Below are 20293 nucleotides of genomic sequence, written 5' to 3' on the forward strand. Positions count from 1 at the left end.
CTCATTTCAGTGATGTTCCAGCGCGACTAAATCGCCGCGCGTTTGGCGGGAGGCCATCGCCGTCATGGACTCGCGCCGCACACAGGCATAGATTCGGTGCTCTTCACGCATGGAGGTGGTCATGCCGCAGTTCGTGATAGAAAGAGAGATGCCCGGCGCGGGAAGGCTGCGGGGCGATGAGCTCAGGAACGCGTCACAAGGTTCGTGCAATGTGCTGCGCGAACTTGGACCCGAGATACAATGGGTCCACAGCTATGTGACGGACGACAAGATCTATTGTCTCTATCGCGCTCCCAGCGAAGAGTTGATCCGACAGCATGCCGAGCTTGCGGGGCTTCCCGCCAACAGCATCGCCAGAGTTCGGTCGACGATTGATCCCACGACCGCCGAGTAGTTATTGCCCGAAGCCAGCCTGCCGCGCGAGATCGACGGCCTCCCGCGCTGCCGCGAGGAGTGCGCCACTCTTCGCCTCGCATTCGCGCTGCTCATATTCCGGCGTGGAGTCGGCGACGATGCCCGCGCCTGCCTGGACGTGCATGATGCCATCCTTGAGCACGGCGGTGCGTAGCACGATGCAGCTGTCCATATTGCCGTCGGGTCCGAAATAGCCGACGCCGCCTGCATAGGCGCCGCGCGTTTCCGGTTCCAGTTCCGCGATGATCTCGCAAGCGCGGACCTTGGGTGCGCCCGAAACCGTGCCTGCCGGGAAGCCCGCGAAAAGGGCGTCCAGCGCATCCTTGTCCGGCGAAAGACGGCCAACGACATTCGACACGATGTGCATGACGTGGCTGTAAAATTCGACGCTATAGCTGTCGGTGACCGTCACCGACCCGGCGGTAGCGACCCGCCCCACATCATTGCGCCCGAGGTCGAGCAGCATCAGATGTTCTGCTCGCTCCTTGGGATCGGCGAGCAGACTTTCGCGATTGGCAGCATCTTCGACAGCATTTTTGCCACGTGGCCGCGTTCCGGCGATCGGGCGGATGGTGACTTCACCATCCCGTGCACGAACCAAAATCTCGGGGCTGGAACCGATCAGGGCAAAGCCGGGCAGATCGAGATAATAAAGAAAAGGCGAAGGATTTATCCGTCGCAGCGCTCGGTAAAGCGAGATTGGCGGAAGGGTGAAGGGGCTGGTGAAACGCTGGGCGAGCACCACCTGAAATATGTCGCCAGCCACGATATAGTCCTTGGCCCGCTCGACCATGGCCTTGTAGCGACCCGGCTCCAGCGCGGGGGTCACATCGACATCGGTAATGTCCTGGGGAGCAGGCGCGTGGGGCAAGGGCGCCGCCAGACGCGCCGCCGTTGCATCGATCCGCTCCAGAGCCTGCGCGATCGCCGCGTCGGCATCGCTGAAGCTGCCCTTCCAGACCGGGGCGACAAGATACAGCGCGTCAGCCAGCCGATCGAAGACAAGGATGATGGTCGGCCGCACGAACAGCATGTCAGGCAGTTCAAGCGGATTGGGCGCTGGCCGGGGCAGCTTTTCGACAAGGCCGACCGTCTCATAACCGAAATAGCCCACCAGACAGGCGAGGGCAGGGGGAAGCGCGGGGTCAAGATCAGCCCGGCATTCCGCCACAAGCGCGCGCAAGGCATCAAGCGCCCCCGCCGCTTCCGGAACAAATGCCTGTGGGTCAGTCGCCCAATGACGATTAATCTCCGCCGCCTGTCCCTCCGCGCGGAAGACAAGATCAGGCGCGAGGCCGATCAGGCTATAGCGGCCGCGAACCGCGCCACCTTCAACCGATTCCAGCAGAAAGTCGCCGCGATCGGCCACAAACAGCTTGAGCGCGGCGGAGATGGGCGTGTCCGTGTCCGCGATCTGGCGGCGCCACACCAGCGCCGAATTGCCAGCGGCCAGTGCGGCATGAGCAGCCGCTATCCCGTCATTGCCTGCGCTGCCCGCAACCATGTTACTGTGCGCCGCCATTGGTGCTGGCAAGCGCGCGCTGGACGCTGGCGACAGCTGACGGGTTCCGGGTCACGCCAAGCTGCTTTTCGACCGCCCGTTCGAACTGCTGCCCATATTCCTGACCGACGACATCGCCAAGCTGGCTGCGGACCTGATCAAGCAGGGCGGTCTGGCCACCCGCATCGCCATGTTTAATACCGTTCAGCTGCACGACGAAATAGCCGCGATCCTGACCGATCGGCATCGTCTTGACGCTGTTCGTTGCCATGGAGAAGAGGATCGCGACCTCTGCGGGGGGACGCTGACCTTCCCGCATGATATCGGCGCGGCGCCCGCCCACGGTCTGCGGCGCGGGCAGGCGGACGCCAGCCTGGGCCACGGCATCGGCAAGTTTCATGCCCTTGGCGACCTTCGCGCGGATCTGCTCGGCCACGGCCTTCGCCTTGGCGTTGCCCTGCGCCAGTTTATACTGGGCCAGTACCAGGGGCTTCACCTTTTCCAGCGGCGGCGGGGCGGCGGCGCGAATCTCGGCGGGCGCGGCAAGGGCGTAGCGCTGGTCGGGCGTGACGGGCACAAGCTGCGCGTCATCATCCTGGCTCATCTGGAACACGGGAGCCAGCAGCGGACGGACATCGGCCGGAGCCTGATAGGCCTGATCCTCGACCTGCTTGCCGTTTGCGATCAGGAAGGGCGTTGTTTCCAGCTTCAGGCCGTTGTCCTTCACCACTTCCTCAAAGCTGCCGTCATCGGCGATCTGATCTTCCACCTTTCCGGTGAACTCGCTCAGCAGGCGCTTCTGCTTTTGCGAGCGGAGCGTCGTTGCGATTTCGTCGCGCACGGCTGACAGCGGTCGCGCGGGAACGGTCTTGACGTTCGATACGCGCAGGAGAATCCATCCGAGTGGTCCCCGGATCGGGCCGACAAGTTCGCCTTGCTTGGCCGCAAAGCTCGCATTTGCGATTGCGGCGGAAGTTGTTGTGGTCAGGCTTTCACGGCTTTGATCCATCAGTGCCGACGCCTCCAACCCTGCGCCCTGCGCAGCGGCTGCGAGCGACTTGCCGCCCTTCACCTGCTCTGTGATCGTTTTCGCGGCGGCTTCGCTGGGTAGGATGAGCTGCTCGAAATTGCGGCTTTCCTTGGCGGCATAGCTCGCCTTGTTCTGATTATAGGATGCGGCAATTTCGGCGTCAGTCGGCTGCGAGGCTTGCGCGAAGCGTTCGCCATCGATCACGGCGTAGCGAATGCGGCGCTGCTCTGGGATGGTGAAGCGCCCGGCATTTTGCTGATAGTAGGTGGCGAGCTGTGCGTCCGTGGGATCCTTAATGTCCGCAAAGGCTGTGGCGGGGACAGCAGCGATCGTCCCCTGGCGCGCCTCCAGCAGCAGCGAGGCATAGGGCAGGATGACGCTGTTCGGCAGCTTCACACCAAGGCCGAGCGGAGCGAGCATCTGCCGTTCAAGAATTTCGCGGGTGATGTCTTCTCGCAGCGCCTGTTCCGTGATGCGTTCGCGGAGCAGAAGCTGGCGGAAATTTTCCTGGCTGAACCTGCCTGCGGCGTCCTGAAAGGCGGGGATTTGGGCGATCTGCGCATCGACGAGACGCTTGGAGATGTGGACGCCCTGATCCTTTGCATATTCTTTCAGCGTCATCGCGGCGACCAGCTGATCATAAATCTGGCCAGCGGCGCCTTGGGCGAGGAAATCGCCGATCTGAAGACCCGGGGTAGCGCGGCGGGCATTTTCGAAGACGCGCTGAACCCGTTCCTGGAACTGGGGCAGGGTCAGTCGGGTGCCGCCTGCTTTCGCGACAGTCTCGCCGCCGCCGCCGAGAGAGGTGCCAAACTTGCCGCTCGTGACGTCGCCCATGATGAACGCCGCCGCGATGACGCCTAGGAAAAGGAGCGCGAAGAGGGCGCCGAATTTCGAGTGGATGAAGCGGCGGAAGTTTGAAAGCATGAAGTAAGTCCAGAATTGAAAGACTTTTAAGGGCGGCCCGCTTTAGGGGCGGATCGTCGCGGCGGCAAGTGCGGCTTGGCTGGACAAATGCCGTGCCTTTGTCCATCGGCCTGTCGGGGCTGGCTCGGCGCGGGTTGGCGGATAGACGAATGACTGAAGGGGTATGGATTGATGGGCAGGCGCAAGCTGGTGGTCGGCAACTGGAAGATGAACGGCCTTCGTTCACAGCTGCCCGAAGTCGAAGCGATCGGCGCGCTGGCGGCTGAGCGTCCGGTGGTCGAGGTGGGGCTGTGCCTGCCCGCGACGCTTATCGCTGCGGCCGATCAGGTGAAGGGCGGCGCCTTTGTCGGCGCGCAGGACTGTCACATGAACGATAGCGGCGCGCATACTGGCTGCCTGTCGGCGGCGATGCTGGCCGAAGCGGGTGCGAGCTGGACGATTGTTGGCCATAGCGAACGGCGGCAGGATCAGGGCGAAACGGACGCCGATGTCGCGGGTAAGGCGCTGGCGGCTAAGGCTGCGGGTCTGAAGGTTATCCTGTGCGTCGGCGAAAGCCTTGAGGTACGCGACGCTGGCGGGGCCGAAGGCATTGTGTCGGCGCAGTTGCTGGCGTCGCTGCCGGAAGGCGCGGCGGCCGACTGGCTGGCGATCGCTTATGAGCCGATCTGGGCGATCGGCACGGGCCGCATCCCGACGATGGAAGCGGTCGAAGCCATGCATAAGGCGCTGCGGGCTGCGCTGGCTGGCCGGATTGGCGATGGCGAAGCGGGTGCGATGCGTATCCTCTATGGTGGGTCTATGAATGGTGAGAATGCGGCCGAATTGATGGCGATCGAGGATGTCGATGGCGGCTTGGTGGGCGGAGCGAGCCTGACTGCGGCGAAATTTGGGCCGGTGATTGCGGCTGCTGGGGAATAAGGTAGGGCCGTTAGGGGACTAGAAGTGATGTTCGGGTGGGGCTGGCAGGCCTGAAAGGAGAGGGCTTCGACAGGCTCAGCCCGAACGGCGAGAGGGTGGTCAGCAGGAGTAACTTTCAGCGGAGGCGATCTCCAGAGGTGATCCAATAGCCGCACGATGCTCCAGCGCCGGTTGCCCCCGCCGCGCTTCGCGGCTATGGGCTGCACAACGCACCCCATTCGGACAGATATTCTCGCATGTTCACCTTCATCCTCGTCGTGCAGGCCATTGTCGCGGCTCTGCTTGTCACCGTCATCCTGATGCAGAAGTCGGAAGGCGGCGGTCTGGGCGTGGGTGGTAGCCCGGCGGGGTTGATGTCTGCGCGGGGCGCGGCGGACTTTCTGACGCGGTCTACGACGGTGCTGGCCACCATCTTCGTGCTGCTGTCGGTCGTTCTGGCGGTGATCGCATCGGTGCAGCACGCGCCGAGCGATATCGATACCTCGCTGGTGAAGCAGGCTCCGGCGGCTCCGTCGGCCCCTGCGCCTGCCGGTAGTGCCGATCCGTTGGCCGGGGCAGCAGGCGCTGCGAGCAATGGCCAGGCGGCAAATGGCGCAGTTCCGCTCGCCAACTGAACTTTTCGTTCAAATTTCCGATCTTTTTTGCTCGCGCGTGGATTCGCGCGCTTGCCCAACTTGTTTGTAAAAGGCTAAGCCTCCTCTCCCATGGCGCGGTATATTTTCATCACCGGCGGCGTGGTCTCCTCGCTTGGCAAGGGCCTTATGGCCGCATCGCTCGCAGCACTGCTGCAGGCGCGAGGTTTCCGTGTGCGTATCCGGAAGTTCGATCCCTATCTCAACGTCGATCCGGGCACGATGAGCCCGTATCAGCATGGCGAGGTCTATGTGACCGACGACGGGGCGGAAACCGACCTCGATCTTGGCCATTATGAGCGGTTTACGGGCGTTTCGGCACGCCAGTCGGACAATGTGACGCAGGGCCGCGTCTATCAGACGATCATCCAGCGCGAGCGGCGCGGCGATTATCTGGGCGCGACGGTCCAGGTGATCCCGCACGTCACGGATGAGATTAAGGCGTTCGCGATAGCCGAGTCAGACGATCTGGATTTCGTGCTGTGCGAAATCGGCGGGACGGTCGGCGACATCGAATCGCTGCCGTTCATGGAAGCGATCCGTCAGCTGCATAATGACCTTGGTCGCCGCCAGTCGATCTTCGTCCATGTGACGCTGGTCCCCTATATCGCGGCGGCGGGCGAGTTGAAGACAAAGCCAACGCAGCATAGCGTGCGCGAACTGACGTCGCTGGGCATCCAGCCCGACATTTTGCTGTGCCGTTGCGAACATCCGCTGCCCGACAGCGAACGGGCGAAGATCGCGCTGTTCTGCAATGTGCGCAAGGAAGCGGTGATCCCCGCGCTCGACGCCAGCAGCATCTATGCCGTGCCCGCGCAATATCATGCCGAAGGGCTGGACGAGGAAGTGCTGCGCGCTTTCGGCATCGATGACGCGCCCAAGCCGACGCTCGATCGCTGGATGGACATCATGGACCGCCAGCAGAACCCCGAAGGCGAAGTGACGATCGGCGTCGTCGGCAAATATGTCGGCCTGCCGGACGCCTACAAGTCGCTCTACGAGGCGCTGACCCATGGCGGTTTCGCCAATCGGGTGAAGGTGAAGATCAAGTGGATCGACGCAGAATTGTTCGAGAAGGGCGATGATGTCGCCGCCAGCCTGGAGCCGATGCACGGCATTTTGGTCCCCGGCGGCTTTGGCGTGCGTGGGTCGGAAGGCAAGATCGCGTCGGTGAAGTTCGCTCGCGAACGCAATGTGCCTTTCTTTGGCATCTGCCTTGGCATGCAGATGGCCTGCATCGAAGGGGCGCGGAACACGGCTGGTATCGCCGAAGCGTCCACCACTGAATTTGGCGAGACGAGCGAGCCTGTCGTCGGCCTCATCACCGAATGGATGAGCAGCGAAGGCTTGCAGAAGCGCACGGCTGAAACCGACCTTGGCGGCACGATGCGGCTGGGCGCCTATCCCGCCAAGCTCACCGGCAACAGCGTGGTCGCGGGCATATATGGCGCGAGCGAGATCAGCGAGCGGCATCGCCATCGCTATGAGGTCAACGCGGGCTATCGCGAGGCGCTGGAGAAGGGCGGCCTCATCTTCTCGGGCATGTCGCCGGACGGCACCTTGCCGGAGATTGTCGAGCGGCCTGACCATCCCTGGTTCGTCGGGGTGCAGTTCCATCCGGAGCTGAAGTCCAAGCCGTTTGATCCGCATCCGCTGTTTGCTAGCTTTATCGAGGCGGCGGTTAAGCAGAGCCGGTTGGTGTGATCGGCTCGAGCCTTTTCTAAGCAGATGGAATCATCTGCTGGCTCGGAAAATGCGGCAGAATAAAATCCTGGAGCATCTGGGCCGATGTAATCGGATCGGGATCTGCTCCAGGTCGAGGTCTGGCCGATATGGGCTACTGATTTTCTGGCTTCGTCACCCCGGACCTTGATCCGGGGTCCCGCCTAGCTCCGCGGTTAGACAAGCGAGCAGCTATTTGCTCGTCAGCTCTTATAATGTCCTGGCCGAGGCCAAATCCGCATGGACGGCCTTTGGCAGATTGATCGCGAAGTCGAAGACGGACAGGTTGTTGATCAAGCCGGTCACCCGAAGCCGCTGCGCGGGCGCGATGATGCCGATCGTCCCGGCGGCGCCCAGCCAGCCGAACAAGCCTTTGAACCCGCCATGATCAGCAATACAGCCGCCCGCGCCGAATCCGACCACACCAGGAATGCCGACATAGCCGCGCATGTTCACGCCCTGCGGCAGGAGGTTGGAGGTTCCAACCGTCACAGCGGTAGGCGGCAGGACCTCTGCTCTGCCCAAACGGCCTTCATTCGTCAGCATGGCCAGGAAACGGTCGTAATCATGGGCCGAGGAGATGAGGCCGCCCCCGCCCGAAGGAAATGCGGGCTTGTTCAGGAAGATGGAGGTCGGACCTGCATCGACCACGGCCAATTTGGCGCCTCTGCCCGTATAGCTTGTGACGAGACGCGCCTTCTTGTCTGCTGGCACATCGAAGAAGGTGCTGTTCATGCCAAGAGGTGCGAAGAACCGCTGCTCCAGAAACTGTTCAAAGGGCATGCCTGCCACCAGCTCTATGATGCGGCCCAGCAAATCCAGCCCAACCGAATAGCTCCAGGCTGTGCCGGGGTCCGAAAGAAGTGGAGCTGCCGCTAGTCGCTCGGCGAATTGCTTGAGGCTTGAGGGCGGCGCTTGCGTAAGCCGTTCAGCGTTGCTGAGCAGGTTCTGCGTCAGTCCCAACTGCTGATATACCGCCTTGAGCGGCCCGCTCATCGAAGATCCACCACCAAGACCGGCAGTGTGAGTCAGCAGGTGACGGATCGTCATGACAGAAGCGGCGGGGCGCGTTTCAAGGCTTTGGCCGGGGTTGGTCAGGACGCGCATATTCGCAAAGCCGGGGATGAAATCGGCAACAGGCTGATCGAGCTTCATCCGGCCCTCGGCGATCAGCAGCATCACCGCCATGCCGGTGATGGGTTTCGTCATCGAATAAACGCGGAACAGCGTGTGCTCATCCACCCGGCGCGGGTTGTCCAGGGCGATCGTTCCGCTGCTCACATAGGCTGGGCGATCAGTTCCGCGACCGATCGCCACGATTGCTCCGGGAGCGGCTGGTTCCCCGATTACGCCGTTCACCATGCCCCTAACCGCGGGGAAGCGTTCGGCAGCGGCGCGCGCGCGTACCGGCGCGGCACTCATAAGACCGAGGCAGGCTGCTCCCTTCAGCAGATCGCGCCGTAAGAACACCGAATGTGGCATGGCCGTCCTCCCCCCATATTGTCGCTCTTTCTACGGTGTAGATGGTATACAGGACCGGTCACCGCTTCATCAAAATTCTCCCGCACGAATAATGTTGCAGCATTATATCTTCCCCCCTATATCGCCCTTGCTTCCTTACATCGTCAAACATGTCGGGGTCGCAGGCGGAACGCTTGCGGCGGCGGGAGCGCACATATTCTGTTGGAGACTGCATGGCGGACATCGCCGAACTGACCGCGCTGATCGAACCGGAGGTGAAGGCCTTGGGGTTCGACCTTGTGCGCGTGAAGCTGTTCGGGTCCGGCGACGAATATACGTTGCAGATCATGGCGGAAAATCCCGCGACCAAGCAGCTCGTTATTGAGGATTGCGCGACCATCTCGCGCCGCCTGTCCGATGTGCTGGATGAGGCTGACCCGATCGAGGAGGCTTATCGGCTGGAGGTCAGCTCGCCGGGTATCGATCGGCCGCTGACCCGCCTCCACGACTTCATGGAATGGGCCGGGCATGAGGCGAAGATCGCCACCAGCGAAACGGTGGCGGGGCGCAAGAGCTTTCGCGGCATCCTGAAGGGTGTCGAGGGCGAGGACGTCCAGTTCCAGGATAACAAGGCCGGGGATGTCGCCATCCCCTTCGCGCTGGTCGGCGATGCCAAGCTGATACTGACCGACGCGCTCATTTCTGCTAGCATGCCGCTCTCCTCCGATGGGGCGGACGAGTTCGAAACCGAAGAGTAAGGGTTCACGACCATGGCCAACGCCATTTCCGCCAACAAGGCCGAGCTGCTCGCGATCGCGAACAGCGTCGCCACCGAGAAGATGATCGACAAGGCGATCGTCATCGAGGCGATGGAAGACGCGATCCAGCGCGCCGCTCGCGCGCGCTATGGTGCGGAGAATGACATCCGCGCGAAGCTGGACCCCGACAGCGGCGACCTGCGCCTGTGGCGCGTCGTCGAGGTGGTCGAGGCCGTGGACGACTATTTCAAGCAGGTGGACCTGAAGCAGGCGCAGAAGCTGAAGAAGGATGCCGTAATCGGCGACTTCATCGTCGATCCGCTGCCCCCGATCGACCTGGGCCGTATTGACGCCCAGTCCGCCAAGCAGGTGATCTTCCAGAAGGTCCGCGACGCCGAGCGCGAGCGTCAGCATGAGGAATTCAAGGACCGCGTCGGTGAAATCATCACCGGCGTCGTGAAGTCGGTCGAGTTTGGCCATGTCGTGGTGAACCTTGGTCGCGCCGAGGGTGTCATCCGCCGTGACCAGCAAATCCCGCGCGAAGTCGTCCGCGTCGGCGACCGCATCCGCTCGGTGATCCTGAACGTGCGCCGCGAAAACCGTGGGCCGCAGATTTTCCTCAGCCGCGCGCATCCTGAGTTCATGAAGAAGCTGTTCGCGCAGGAAGTGCCCGAAATCTACGACGGCGTCATCACCATCATGGCCGCCGCCCGCGATCCGGGATCGCGCGCCAAGATCGGCGTTATCAGCCGCGATTCGAGCATCGACCCCGTTGGCGCCTGCGTCGGCATGAAGGGTAGCCGCGTGCAGGCCGTCGTGCAGGAAATGCAGGGCGAGAAGATCGACATCATCCCCTGGTCGGAAGATACGGCGACCTTCGTCGTCAACGCGCTCCAGCCCGCGCAGGTGGCTCGCGTCGTTATCGACGAGGAAGAAGAGCGTATCGAAGTCGTCGTTCCCGACGATCAGTTGTCGCTCGCCATCGGCCGTCGCGGGCAGAATGTCCGTCTCGCCTCGCAGCTGACGGGCAAGGCCATCGACATCATGACCGAGGCCGACGCGTCCGAAAAGCGCCAGAAGGAATTCGTCTCCCGCTCCGAACTGTTCCAGAACGAGCTGGACGTGGACGAGACGTTGTCGCAGCTGCTGGTGGCCGAAGGCTTTGGCGAGCTGGAAGAAGTCGCCTATGTCGGCGTCGAGGAACTGGCGGCGATCGAGGGCTTCGACGAGGATCTGGCCGCCGAGCTGCAAAGCCGTGCGCAGGAAGCGCTGGACCGCCGCGAAGCTGCCGCCCGCGAGGAGCGTCAGGCGCTGGGCGTCGAGGATGCGCTGGCAGAGATGCCGCACCTCACCGAAGCCATGCTGGTGACGCTGGGCAAGGCGGGCATCAAGACGTTGGATGATCTGGCCGATCTAGCGACGGACGAACTGGTCGCGAAGAAGCGCGTCGATCAGCGCCGCCGCCGCAGTGAGACGTCCGAGGATAAGGGCGGGATTCTCGCCGAATATGGCCTTAGTGAAGAGCAGGGCAATGAGATCATCATGGCCGCCCGCGCACACTGGTTCGAAGGCGAGGAAGCTTAAGCGCCCCATGCCTTTCGTCGATATCCGTCTGGCCGGAAACGCCACCCGTGAACAGAAGGCAGCGATCGTTGCCGACGTCACCCAGTCGCTCGTTGAGCGGCTGGGGAAGTCGGCCGCTGCCGTGCAGGTGGTGATTTCCGAAATCTCGACGGAGAATTATGGGTCGGGCGGGCAGCTGATCGCTGACCGCGCGCCTGCCTCCAGCCCTGGGGAGGACGCCAATGCCGCGGTCACTTCCCGATGAGAGGCTGACGCCGTCATATAGCGCTGTCTTATCCTCGCTCTTCCCTTTCAAGGAAGAGGTTGGGGGGGAGCGATTGCACGAGCAATCGCCAGCGACGATTTTGGAGTTAAGGGCTTGGAGCGCTTCGCGCGACCCACTCCCATCCTCTTCTTCGAAAAGGAGGGGCTAAAGTCATGACCGAACGCAAATGCATCCTCTTAGGCGATCGGGCCGATCCCGAGACGCTGATCCGCCTCGCCGTCGGACCAGAAGGTCAGGTCCTTCCCGACATCCGCGCGAAGGCGCCGGGCCGTGGCGCGTGGATCGGCGTTCCGCGCGCTGAGCTTGAGCAGGCGCTCGCCAAGGGTAAGCTGACGGGTGCACTCGCGCGGGCATTCAAAACGGGTGAGTTGCAGATCCCGGACAATTTGCCGGACCTGATCGAAGATGGCCTGCGCAAGGCTTTGCTGGACCGCTTGGGGCTGGAGGCGAAGGCATCCATGGTCCTCACCGGATCGGAAAAGATCGACGTCGCCTGCCGTCAGGCCAAGGTTCAACTGCTGCTCCACGCCAGTGATGCCGCAGCCGACGGCAATCGAAAGCTCGACCAGGCGCTGCGGGTCGGACAGGAAGCCGAAGGCACCGAATTGGCGGGCGTCGTCTTGCCTGTGGACCGACAGGCCCTATCTATGGCAATGGGGCGGGACAATGTCGTCCATATCGCAGTGACCGACTCGCGTGCCGCGTCGCGTCTGCGTACGGCCATCGGCCGCTTGGAAAGCTATCTGGGTTGCGCTAGCGAGGCGCCCGTGCATGGGGAGCATGACTCCGCCGGTGCGCTGGGCGCCTGACGAGCATGGAATGAAGGCGCCGACGGGCCTTGCCGGTCGGATGTAAGTGAAGGGTACAGTTCAGTCGTATGAGTGACAGCAAGGAAGACAAGCCGGTTCTGGGCCGCAAGCCGCTGGGCATCAAGCGGACCGTTGAATCCGGCCAGGTGCAGCAGCAGTTCAGCCATGGCCGCAAGAATACGGTCGTGGTCGAGGTGAAGCGGCGCCGCATTCTGGGCAAGCCGGGTGAAGCCGGTGCGCCTGCGGCTGCGCCTCAGGCTGATCCGGCTCCGGCACCCGCCGCAGCGGCACCCGCGCCGCAGCAGCCGCAGGCTCGCGCGCCTCAGCCTGCCGCGCCCGCGCGCCCCGCTCCGCCGCAGAGCCTGATGTCGCGTCAGGAATTGCAGGTAAAGCTGCTGCGCGAGGCTGAAGAAGCCCGCATGACCGCGCTGGAAGATGCGCGTCGCCGCGAAGACGCGCAGCGTAATGCCGCGAGCGAGGATGAGAAGCGCCGCGCCGAGGAAAATCGCCTGGCTGCGGAAGCTGCTGAGGCTGAAGCCGCGCGCCGTGTCGAAGAAGAAGCCAAGGTCGCCGAGCAGAAGCCCGAGCCCGAAGCTCCTGCGGCGCCTGTCGCCGAGGAAAGCCCCGAAGCGCGTCCCGCTGCTGCTCCGGCTGCTACCGCTTCTGCTGCGCCGCCGCCGCGCCGCTTCACGCCGGTTACCCCGATCAAGCGTCCCGAACCGGCCAAGCCGGATCGGACCAAGCGTACGGGCGAGGACAATCGCCGCCAGTCGGGCAAGCTGACCGTGACGCGCGCGCTTGCGGACGACGACAGCGCTCGTGCCCGCTCGCTCGCCGCATTGAAGCGTGCCCGCGAAAAGGAACGTCGCGCCCATTATGCCGGTGGCGCTCAGCAGCGTGAAAAGCAGGTTCGCGACGTCGTCGTGCCCGAAAGCATCACGGTGCAGGAACTCGCCAACCGCATGGCCGAAAAGGGTGCGGACCTGGTGAAATCCCTGTTCAAGATGGGCACCGCCGTCACTCTGAATCAGCCGATCGATCAGGATACGGCGGAACTGCTGGTCGAGGAATTCGGCCACCGCATCCAGCGCGTTTCCGATGCCGACGTTGAAATCGGCATCGAGGGTGAAGTCGATGCGGCAGAGACGCTGAAGCCCCGCGCGCCAGTCGTGACCATCATGGGTCATGTCGATCATGGCAAGACATCGCTGCTTGACGCACTGCGCGGCACAGATGTGGTCGCGGGCGAAAGCGGCGGCATCACCCAGCATATCGGCGCCTATCAGGTGACGACCAAGGGTGGCGACGTCATCACTTTCCTCGACACGCCGGGCCATGAGGCTTTCTCGGAAATGCGTGCGCGTGGCGCGAACGTCACGGACATCGTCATCCTGGTGGTGGCGGCCGATGACGGGCTGATGCCGCAGACGATCGAGGCTATCAACCATACCAAGGCGTCGGGCGTCCCGATGATCGTCGCGATCAATAAGTGCGACAAGCCGGAAGCCAATCCGCAGAAGGTGCGCGAGCGCCTGCTGAGCGAAGAGATTGTCGTCGAGGATATGGGCGGCGATGTTCAGGACGTGGAGGTTTCGGCGCTCAAAAAGACCGGCCTTGACGAACTGATCGAGAAAATCCTGCTCCAGGCGGAAGTGATGGAACTGGGGGCCAACCCCGATCGCCCTGCCGAAGGCAATGTGATCGAGGCGCAGCTCGACAAGGGCCGTGGCGCGGTTGCCACCGTGCTGGTCCGCAAGGGTACGCTCAAGGTTGGCGACACCTTCGTCATCGGCGCAGAGAGTGGCAAGGTTCGCGCTCTGGTCAATGACAAGGGCCAGAATGTGAAGATCGCCGGTCCCTCGACCCCGGTTGAGGTTCTGGGGCTTTCCGGCGTTCCGCTGGCGGGCGATCAACTCACGGTCGTCGAGAATGAGGCGCGCGCTCGCGAAGTTGCCGCCTACCGTCAGGAACAGGCGACCAAGAAGCGCACCACCAGCGCTCCGACCAGCTTTGAACATATGTTCTCGGCGCTCAACACGACCGTCATCGAATATCCGGTGGTGGTGAAGGGCGACGTGCAGGGTTCCGTCGAAGCTATTGTCACGGCGCTCAACCGCATTTCGACCGATGAGATCAAGGTCCGCGTCCTGCATTCAGGCGTTGGCGCGATCACCGAAAGCGACGTCACGCTGGCCGCTGCCAGCCGTGCGCCGCTGATCGGCTTCAACGTCCGTCCCAATGCCAAGGCGCGTCAGCTGGCGGAGCGCGAGAAGATTTCGCTGCGCTATTATGACGTGATCTACGACTTGCTTGAGGAAGTTCGCGGCGAAATGGCGGGCCAGCTGGCTCCAGAGCGCATCGAAACCATCGTCGGCCGGGCCGAGGTGCTTCAGGTGTTCCCGGCGGGCAAGAAGGACAAGGCGGCTGGTCTGCTCGTCCTCGACGGCATCATCCGCAAGGGGCTCAATGCGCGCCTTACCCGCGATGATGTCATCGTGTCGCGTACTCACATCGCTTCGCTGCGCCGCTTCAAGGACGATGTGTCCGAAGTGCGTGCGGGCATGGAGTGCGGTGCTGTCCTTCAGGACACCAACGACATCAAGGCTGGCGATACGCTGGAACTGTTCGAGGTCGAAGAACGCGCCCGGACGTTGTGATCAGGAAGGTGCGTCACCCCAGTGGAAGCTGGGGTTTCGTTCCTTCTGGTCGTCCATAGCCGTCTGAGATCCCAGCTTTCGTTGGGATGACGAGGATTGATGATGTCCAATCAACCTGAAGGCCCTTCCGTCCGCCTCCTCCGCGTGGGTGAACAGGTGCGCCATGTCTTGTCCGACATTCTCCAGCGCGACGATGTGCATGACGATGTTCTCGCCAAGCATGTCGTCAGCGTGACCGAGGTTCGCATGTCGCCTGACCTGCGGCATGCCACCGTGTTCGTGAAGTCGCTATTGGGTCAGGATGAGGAAGCGGTGCTTAAGGCGCTGCGCACCAATACGGCCTATCTCCAGCGCGAGGTGGCTCACCGCATCCGCCTGAAATATGCGGCCAAGCTCAAATTCCTGGCAGACGAGAGCTTTGACGAGGGTAGCCATATCGACAAGCTGCTGCGTGATCCCAAGGTCGCGCAGGATCTTGAACAGCCGGATGATGAGGGCTGACGCGCTGCGTTGATCCGATGCACGGCTGGATTATCCTCGATAAACCGCACGGGCTTGGCTCGACGCAGGCGGTCAGCGCGGTCAAGCGCGCCCTTCGCCAAAGTGGCGCTGGCAAGTGGAAGGTCGGCCATGGCGGCACACTCGATCCGCTCGCTACCGGCGTGCTGCCGATCGCGGTGGGGGAAGCGACGAAGCTCGCCGGGCGGATGCTTGACAGCGATAAGATTTACGACTTCACGATAGCATTTGGCGCACAGACGGATACGCTGGACCTTGAAGGAAAGGTGATTGCTGAGAGCGGTCACCTGCCCACGTTCGGCGAAGTGGAAGCGATACTGCCCCGCTTCACTGGCCCGATCGAACAGGCGCCGCCAGCCTATTCCGCGATCCTGATCGACGGGCAAAGAGCCTATGATCTTGCGCGCGCCGGGCAGGATGTTGAGATGAAGATGCGGGCCGTCACGATCCACGCGCTCACCATATCCTCTCTCCCGCGAGGGGGAGAGGATAGCGAAGCTTGCTCGCAAAGCGGGCTAGCGGAGCTTGGAGAGGGGCAGGGTGCGCCAAACCCCTCTCCAACTCCGGCTAGGCAGCGAGCTGCCAAGCCTCCATATCCTCTCCCCGCGAGCGGAGAGAGGATAGGTAGCGTCACCCTTCGCGCCCATGTCTCCAAGGGCACCTATATCCGCAGCCTCGCCCGCGACATCGCGATCGCGCTCGGCACGGTCGGCCATGTCACCATGCTGCGCCGCGTGAAGGCAGGGCCATTCACCCTCGAATCCGCTATTTCGCTGGACAAATTGGACGAAGCTGCTAGGGGCGGCGGCTTCGGCGGTCTTATGCTGCCGTTGACCGCAGGGCTGGACGACATCCCGGCTCTCGCAGTCTCTCCCGACGATGCATTGGCTCTCCGACAGGGGAAGGTGCTTGTGGGGAAACCGCATACCGGCCTCATGCTGGCGATGGAGGGCGACACGCCCGTCGCGCTGGTGGAGGCCAGTGGCCCAGAAACCCTTAGGGAAATCCGGGTGGTGCGCGGCTTCAATCTCTAGATGTTACGAAAGGAAGCCGATGTCGATTACTGCTGAGCGCAAGGAAGCGCTGATCAAGGAACATGCCCGCGCCGAAGGCGACACCGGTTCGCCGGAAGTACAGGTCGCGATCCTTTCGGAGCGCATTTCGAACCTGACCGAGCATTTCAAGGGTCACCACAAGGATAACCACAGCCGTCGCGGCCTGCTGATGCTGGTCAACAAGCGCCGTTCGCTGCTGGACTATCTGAAGAAAAAAGATGGGTCGCGTTATACTGACCTGATCGGCAAGCTGGGCCTGCGCAAGTAAGCCTGCTAAAGAAGGAGCGGCCCCCATGTCGGGGCCGTTTCTGATTCTGACAACATGGCTCCGGGCAATTCGGCACGGCGCCATGAAACGGGGAACTTTCCCCACACCGTTCGGGCTGAGCGAAGTCGAAGCCCACTCCTTCTCTTGAAGAAAGAGAAAGAAAGCCCTTCGACAAGCTCAGGGCGAACGGAATGAGGAGTACGCTCCTCGCTCATGGGTCACTGGCCCAACAAAGGCCCCGCCCGGCAATAGGGCCAGGCGGGCGAAGGAAAACATTATGTTCGATGTAAAGAAGGTATCAATCGAGCTGGGCGGAAAGACCCTCACGCTCGAAACCGGCCGTATTGCGCGTCAGGCTGACGCCGCCGTGCTGGCGACCTATGGCGAAACCGTGGTGCTGTGCGCCGTGACCGCCGCCAAGTCGGTGAAGGAAGGACAGGACTTCTTCCCGCTGACCGTTCACTATCAGGAAAAATATTCCGCGGCCGGCCGCATCCCCGGCGGCTTCTTCAAGCGTGAGCGCGGCGCGACCGAAAAGGAAACGCTGACCAGCCGCCTGATCGACCGTCCGATCCGCCCGCTCTTCCCCGAAGGTTTCTACAACGAAATCAACGTCATCGCCCAGGTGCTGTCGTTCGATGGCGAGAGCGAGCCCGATATCGTCGCGATGATCGCCGCTTCGGCCGCGCTGACCCTGTCGGGCGTGCCCTTCATGGGTCCGATCGGCGCTGCCCGCGTCGGTTACAAGGATGGCGAATATCAGCTGAACCCGTCGATGGACGAGGTGAAGGAAGGCGAACTCGACCTGGTCGTCGCCGCCACCGGCAACGCCGTGATGATGGTCGAATCCGAAGCCAAGGAGCTTTCGGAAGACGTCATGCTCGGCGCCGTCCTGTTCGCCCATGAAGCGAGCAAGAAGGTTGTCGATGCGATCATCCAGCTGGCTGAAAAGGCCGCGAAGGATCCGTGGGAAGTCGCCAAGGGCGAGGACCTGGATGACCTGAAGAAGAAGCTCAAGAAGCTGATCGGCAAGGACATCACGGCTGCCTACAAGCTGACTGACAAGTCGGCCCGCTCGAATGCGATCAACGATGCCCGCGCCAAGGCGAAGGCGTTCTTCGCTGAGGAAGGTCTTGACGCTCAGACCGTCATGGCCGGCATCAAGCTGACCAAGAAGCTGGAATCGGAAATCGTTCGTGGCGCCATCATCAAGGATGGCAAGCGCATCGATGGCCGCACCACGACGCAGATTCGCCCGATCGAGGCGATGGTTGGCTTCCTGCCGCGCACCCATGGTTCGGCGCTGTTCACCCGCGGTGAAACGCAGGCGATCTGCACCACCACGCTCGGCACCAAGGACGCCGAGCAGATGATCGACGGCCTGAACGGCGTCTATTATGAAAACTTCATGCTGCACTATAACTTCCCGCCCTATTCGGTCGGTGAAGTCGGCCGCTTCGGCGCGCCGGGCCGTCGTGAAGTCGGTCATGGCAAGCTCGCATGGCGTGCGCTGCACCCCGTGCTGCCCAGCAAGGACGAGTTCCCCTACACCATCCGCGTATTGTCGGACATCACCGAGTCCAACGGCTCGTCCTCGATGGCGACGGTCTGCGGCGGTTCGCTGTCGATGATGGATGCGGGCGTTCCGCTGAAGCGTCCGGTGTCGGGCATCGCGATGGGCCTGATCCTCGACGGCAAGGATTTCGCTGTTCTCAGCGACATCCTCGGCGACGAAGATCACCTCGGCGACATGGACTTCAAGGTGGCGGGCACGGAAGCGGGCATCACCACCATGCAGATGGACATCAAGGTTGCCGGCATCACGCAGGAAATCTTCGAAGTCGCTCTGCGTCAGGCGAAGGAAGGCCGCGCCCACATTCTGGGTGAGATGAACAAGGCCCTGTCCTCGACCCGCACCGAGCTGTCGGCTCACGCTCCGCGCATCGAGACGATCCAGATCGACAAGTCGAAGATTCGTGACGTCATCGGCACCGGCGGCAAGGTCATTCGCGAGATCGTCGCGGAAACCGGCGCCAAGGTCGACATCGACGACGAAGGCATCATCAAGATCAGCTCGTCCGACATCGACCAGATCGAGGCCGCCAAGAAGTGGATCCTCGGCATCGTCGAGGAAGCGGAAGTCGGCAAGATCTACAACGGCAAGGTCGTCAACATCGTCGACTTCGGTGCGTTCGTGAATTTCATGGGTGGCAAGGACGGTCTCGTCCACGTCTCCGAAATGAAGAATGAGCGCGTCGAAAAGCCGACCGACGTCGTGTCGGAAGGCCAGGAAGTGAAGGTCAAGGTCCTGGAGATCGATCCGCGCGGCAAGGTTCGCCTGTCGATGCGCGTCGTCGATCAGGAAACCGGCGAAGAGCTGGAGGACACCCGTCCTGCCCGCGAACCGCGCGAACCCCGTGGTGATCGCGGCGACCGTGGCGATCGTGGCCGTGGCCCGCGCCGTGATGGCGGTGACCGTGGAGGCCGTGGTGGTGATCGCGGTGGCGATCGCGGTCCGCGCCGTGACCGTGGCCCCCGCAGCGAAGGCCGTGGCGGCGATGACGACGGCTCCAACGCTGGTCTGCCGGACTTCCTGACTCAGGACTGATCGGTTCCAACCCATCAGGTTAAGCAAAATGAGAAGGGCGCCCCCGCCGGGCGCCCTTTTTCGTTAGAGCCCAAACTCCTTGACTTCGATCAATTGGAGATGGCCAAACTTCTGTTACTGTGCGGCGCGATTTCAGGGAGATAAGATGCAGCGTTCCAATGAAAGGTTCGTCGAGCGCCTGCCTCTCGTGCTTCGGCGGCCAGTATATGCCTATGCCGTATCGGCCCTGTTTTGTGGCATCGCCCTTGCCCTCAGGCTGTCCGCGCAGGACTTCCTGCCGATCGGCTATCCTTTCGTATCCTTCTTTCCCGCTGTCATCCTTTCGACCTTTTTGTTCGGGCTGCGTCCCGGGATATTTGCGGGCATAGTTTGCGGAATATTGTCCTGGTATTTCTTCATCCCGGCGGGTGAGGGCGGCATCCTTGATGGTGGCGTCATCCTCGCCCTTATTTTCTATGCGGCCGTGATCGCCATCGACATCGCGCTCATTCACCTGATGCAGCGGGCCAATTTCAACCTTGCCGTGGAACGGGAACGCAGCCGTACGCTGGCGGAAAACCGGGAACTTCTGTTCCACGAATTGCAGCATCGCGTTTCCAACAATTTGCAGGTCGTGGCCGCGATGCTGTCATTGCAGCGGCGCCACGTAGACGATGAGCTGGCGAGCAGGGCGCTGGACGATGCCGCCAGCCGCCTCGCGCTGATCGGTCGGATCAGCCGTGCATTGTATGATCCGGCAGAGGATGGGCAGGACCTGCATGCCTTTCTGACACGGCTGACGGCGGATGTGCTGGAGGCGAGCGGGCGGGATGACATTCGCGTTACCGTCAGCGCTCCACCGGGCCTGACGCTGGAATCCCATGTCGCTGTGCCGCTCGCGCTGATCGTGGCGGAGGCGGTGAGCAATGCCATTGAACATGGCTTGCCCCATCGTGGCGGGACGATCGAGGTGTCTTTGGAGGATTCGAGCGGGACGCTGTCGCTGAAGATCGCTGACGATGGCGACGGCCTGTCTCCCGATTTCGAGATCGAGAAGGGCAATTCCATCGGCCTGCGCATTGCAAGTGCGTTGGCGAGCCAGCTCAGCGGACAGTTCGGCCTGCACGCGCGGCCGGAAGGCGGCGCGATCGTCCGGTTGGACCTGCCCGCGCAGGCGCGTTGAGAG

17 protein-coding genes are annotated in these 20293 nt (G+C 62.5%); 14 read left to right on the forward strand and 3 right to left on the reverse strand.

The features are described 5' to 3' along the window. Positions 1-121: 121 nt before the first annotated feature. Positions 122-394, forward strand: coding sequence for a DUF4242 domain-containing protein (locus ACZ5TH_RS03255; protein ID WP_196224035.1), 273 nt, complete (start codon positions 122-124; stop codon positions 392-394). On the opposite strand, the gene trpE is transcribed toward ACZ5TH_RS03255, so the two are convergent. Together trpE and ACZ5TH_RS03265 are read right to left on the reverse strand one after the other, a co-directional pair. After that, on the reverse strand, positions 395-1936 hold the full coding sequence (gene trpE / locus ACZ5TH_RS03260) for an anthranilate synthase component I (RefSeq protein ID WP_464794598.1): 1542 nt from the start codon (positions 1934-1936) through the stop codon (positions 395-397). Then, on the reverse strand, positions 1920-3872 hold the full coding sequence (locus ACZ5TH_RS03265; RefSeq protein WP_464794599.1) for a peptidylprolyl isomerase: 1953 nt from the start codon (positions 3870-3872) through the stop codon (positions 1920-1922). Before ACZ5TH_RS03265 ends, trpE begins: the two co-directional genes overlap by 17 nt. A 171-nt stretch (positions 3873-4043) precedes the next feature. Here ACZ5TH_RS03265 and tpiA point away from each other — a divergent pair, with 171 nt between their 5' ends. From tpiA to ACZ5TH_RS03280, 3 genes are all read left to right on the forward strand, one after another. Further along, complete coding sequence (tpiA, locus tag ACZ5TH_RS03270) at positions 4044-4790, forward strand: triose-phosphate isomerase (protein ID WP_464794600.1); 747 nt, start codon at positions 4044-4046, stop codon at positions 4788-4790. Between the two features lie 236 nt (positions 4791-5026). Next, positions 5027-5404 carry a preprotein translocase subunit SecG gene (gene secG, locus ACZ5TH_RS03275; protein ID WP_449471833.1) on the forward strand — a complete coding sequence of 126 codons (378 nt, stop codon included), beginning with the start codon at positions 5027-5029 and terminating at the stop codon, positions 5402-5404. A 90-nt stretch (positions 5405-5494) separates the two neighbouring features. Next, the gene (locus ACZ5TH_RS03280; protein ID WP_449471834.1) at positions 5495-7126 is read left to right on the forward strand and encodes a CTP synthase; all 1632 of its coding nucleotides are present in this window, start codon (positions 5495-5497) and stop codon (positions 7124-7126) included. Positions 7127-7354: 228 nt separating this feature from the next. On the opposite strand, the gene ACZ5TH_RS03285 is transcribed toward ACZ5TH_RS03280, so the two are convergent. Then, complete coding sequence (locus ACZ5TH_RS03285; RefSeq protein WP_464794601.1) at positions 7355-8626, reverse strand: serine hydrolase domain-containing protein; 1272 nt, start codon at positions 8624-8626, stop codon at positions 7355-7357. A gap of 212 nt (positions 8627-8838) precedes the next feature. Between ACZ5TH_RS03285 and rimP the strand changes: the two genes are divergently transcribed. From rimP to ACZ5TH_RS03335, 10 genes are all read left to right on the forward strand, one after another. Further along, on the forward strand, positions 8839-9363 hold the full coding sequence (gene rimP / locus ACZ5TH_RS03290) for a ribosome maturation protein RimP (RefSeq protein ID WP_464794602.1): 525 nt from the start codon (positions 8839-8841) through the stop codon (positions 9361-9363). Positions 9364-9375: 12 nt separating this feature from the next. After that, positions 9376-10947, forward strand: coding sequence for a transcription termination factor NusA (gene nusA / locus ACZ5TH_RS03295; RefSeq protein WP_449471839.1), 1572 nt, complete (start codon positions 9376-9378; stop codon positions 10945-10947). Between the two features lie 7 nt (positions 10948-10954). Further along, positions 10955-11191: a tautomerase family protein gene (locus ACZ5TH_RS03300; protein ID WP_449471841.1), complete on the forward strand. Its 237-nt coding sequence runs from the start codon at positions 10955-10957 to the stop codon at positions 11189-11191. 173 nt (positions 11192-11364) lie between these two features. Next, entirely contained in the window at positions 11365-12021 is a 657-nt protein-coding gene (locus tag ACZ5TH_RS03305) for a DUF448 domain-containing protein (RefSeq protein ID WP_464794603.1), read from the forward strand. Between the two features lie 68 nt (positions 12022-12089). Next, on the forward strand, positions 12090-14678 hold the full coding sequence (infB, locus tag ACZ5TH_RS03310) for a translation initiation factor IF-2 (protein WP_464794604.1): 2589 nt from the start codon (positions 12090-12092) through the stop codon (positions 14676-14678). 99 nt (positions 14679-14777) lie between these two features. Continuing rightward, positions 14778-15179 carry a 30S ribosome-binding factor RbfA gene (rbfA, locus tag ACZ5TH_RS03315; protein ID WP_464794605.1) on the forward strand — a complete coding sequence of 134 codons (402 nt, stop codon included), beginning with the start codon at positions 14778-14780 and terminating at the stop codon, positions 15177-15179. Positions 15180-15196: 17 nt separating this feature from the next. Beyond that, positions 15197-16231 (forward strand): tRNA pseudouridine(55) synthase TruB, encoded by a 1035-nt coding sequence (gene truB / locus ACZ5TH_RS03320; RefSeq protein WP_464794606.1) that lies wholly within the window; start codon positions 15197-15199, stop codon positions 16229-16231. 19 nt (positions 16232-16250) lie between these two features. Continuing rightward, on the forward strand, positions 16251-16520 hold the full coding sequence (gene rpsO / locus ACZ5TH_RS03325; protein WP_167302834.1) for a 30S ribosomal protein S15: 270 nt from the start codon (positions 16251-16253) through the stop codon (positions 16518-16520). Positions 16521-16797: 277 nt separating this feature from the next. Next, positions 16798-19128 carry a polyribonucleotide nucleotidyltransferase gene (gene pnp / locus ACZ5TH_RS03330; RefSeq protein ID WP_464794607.1) on the forward strand — a complete coding sequence of 777 codons (2331 nt, stop codon included), beginning with the start codon at positions 16798-16800 and terminating at the stop codon, positions 19126-19128. A 145-nt stretch (positions 19129-19273) separates the two neighbouring features. Continuing rightward, positions 19274-20290, forward strand: a complete 1017-nt coding sequence (locus ACZ5TH_RS03335; RefSeq protein WP_464794608.1) for a sensor histidine kinase — start codon at positions 19274-19276, stop codon at positions 20288-20290. Positions 20291-20293: the final 3 nt, after the last annotated feature.

The organism is Sphingobium sp. TomTYG73 (assembly GCF_055394245.1).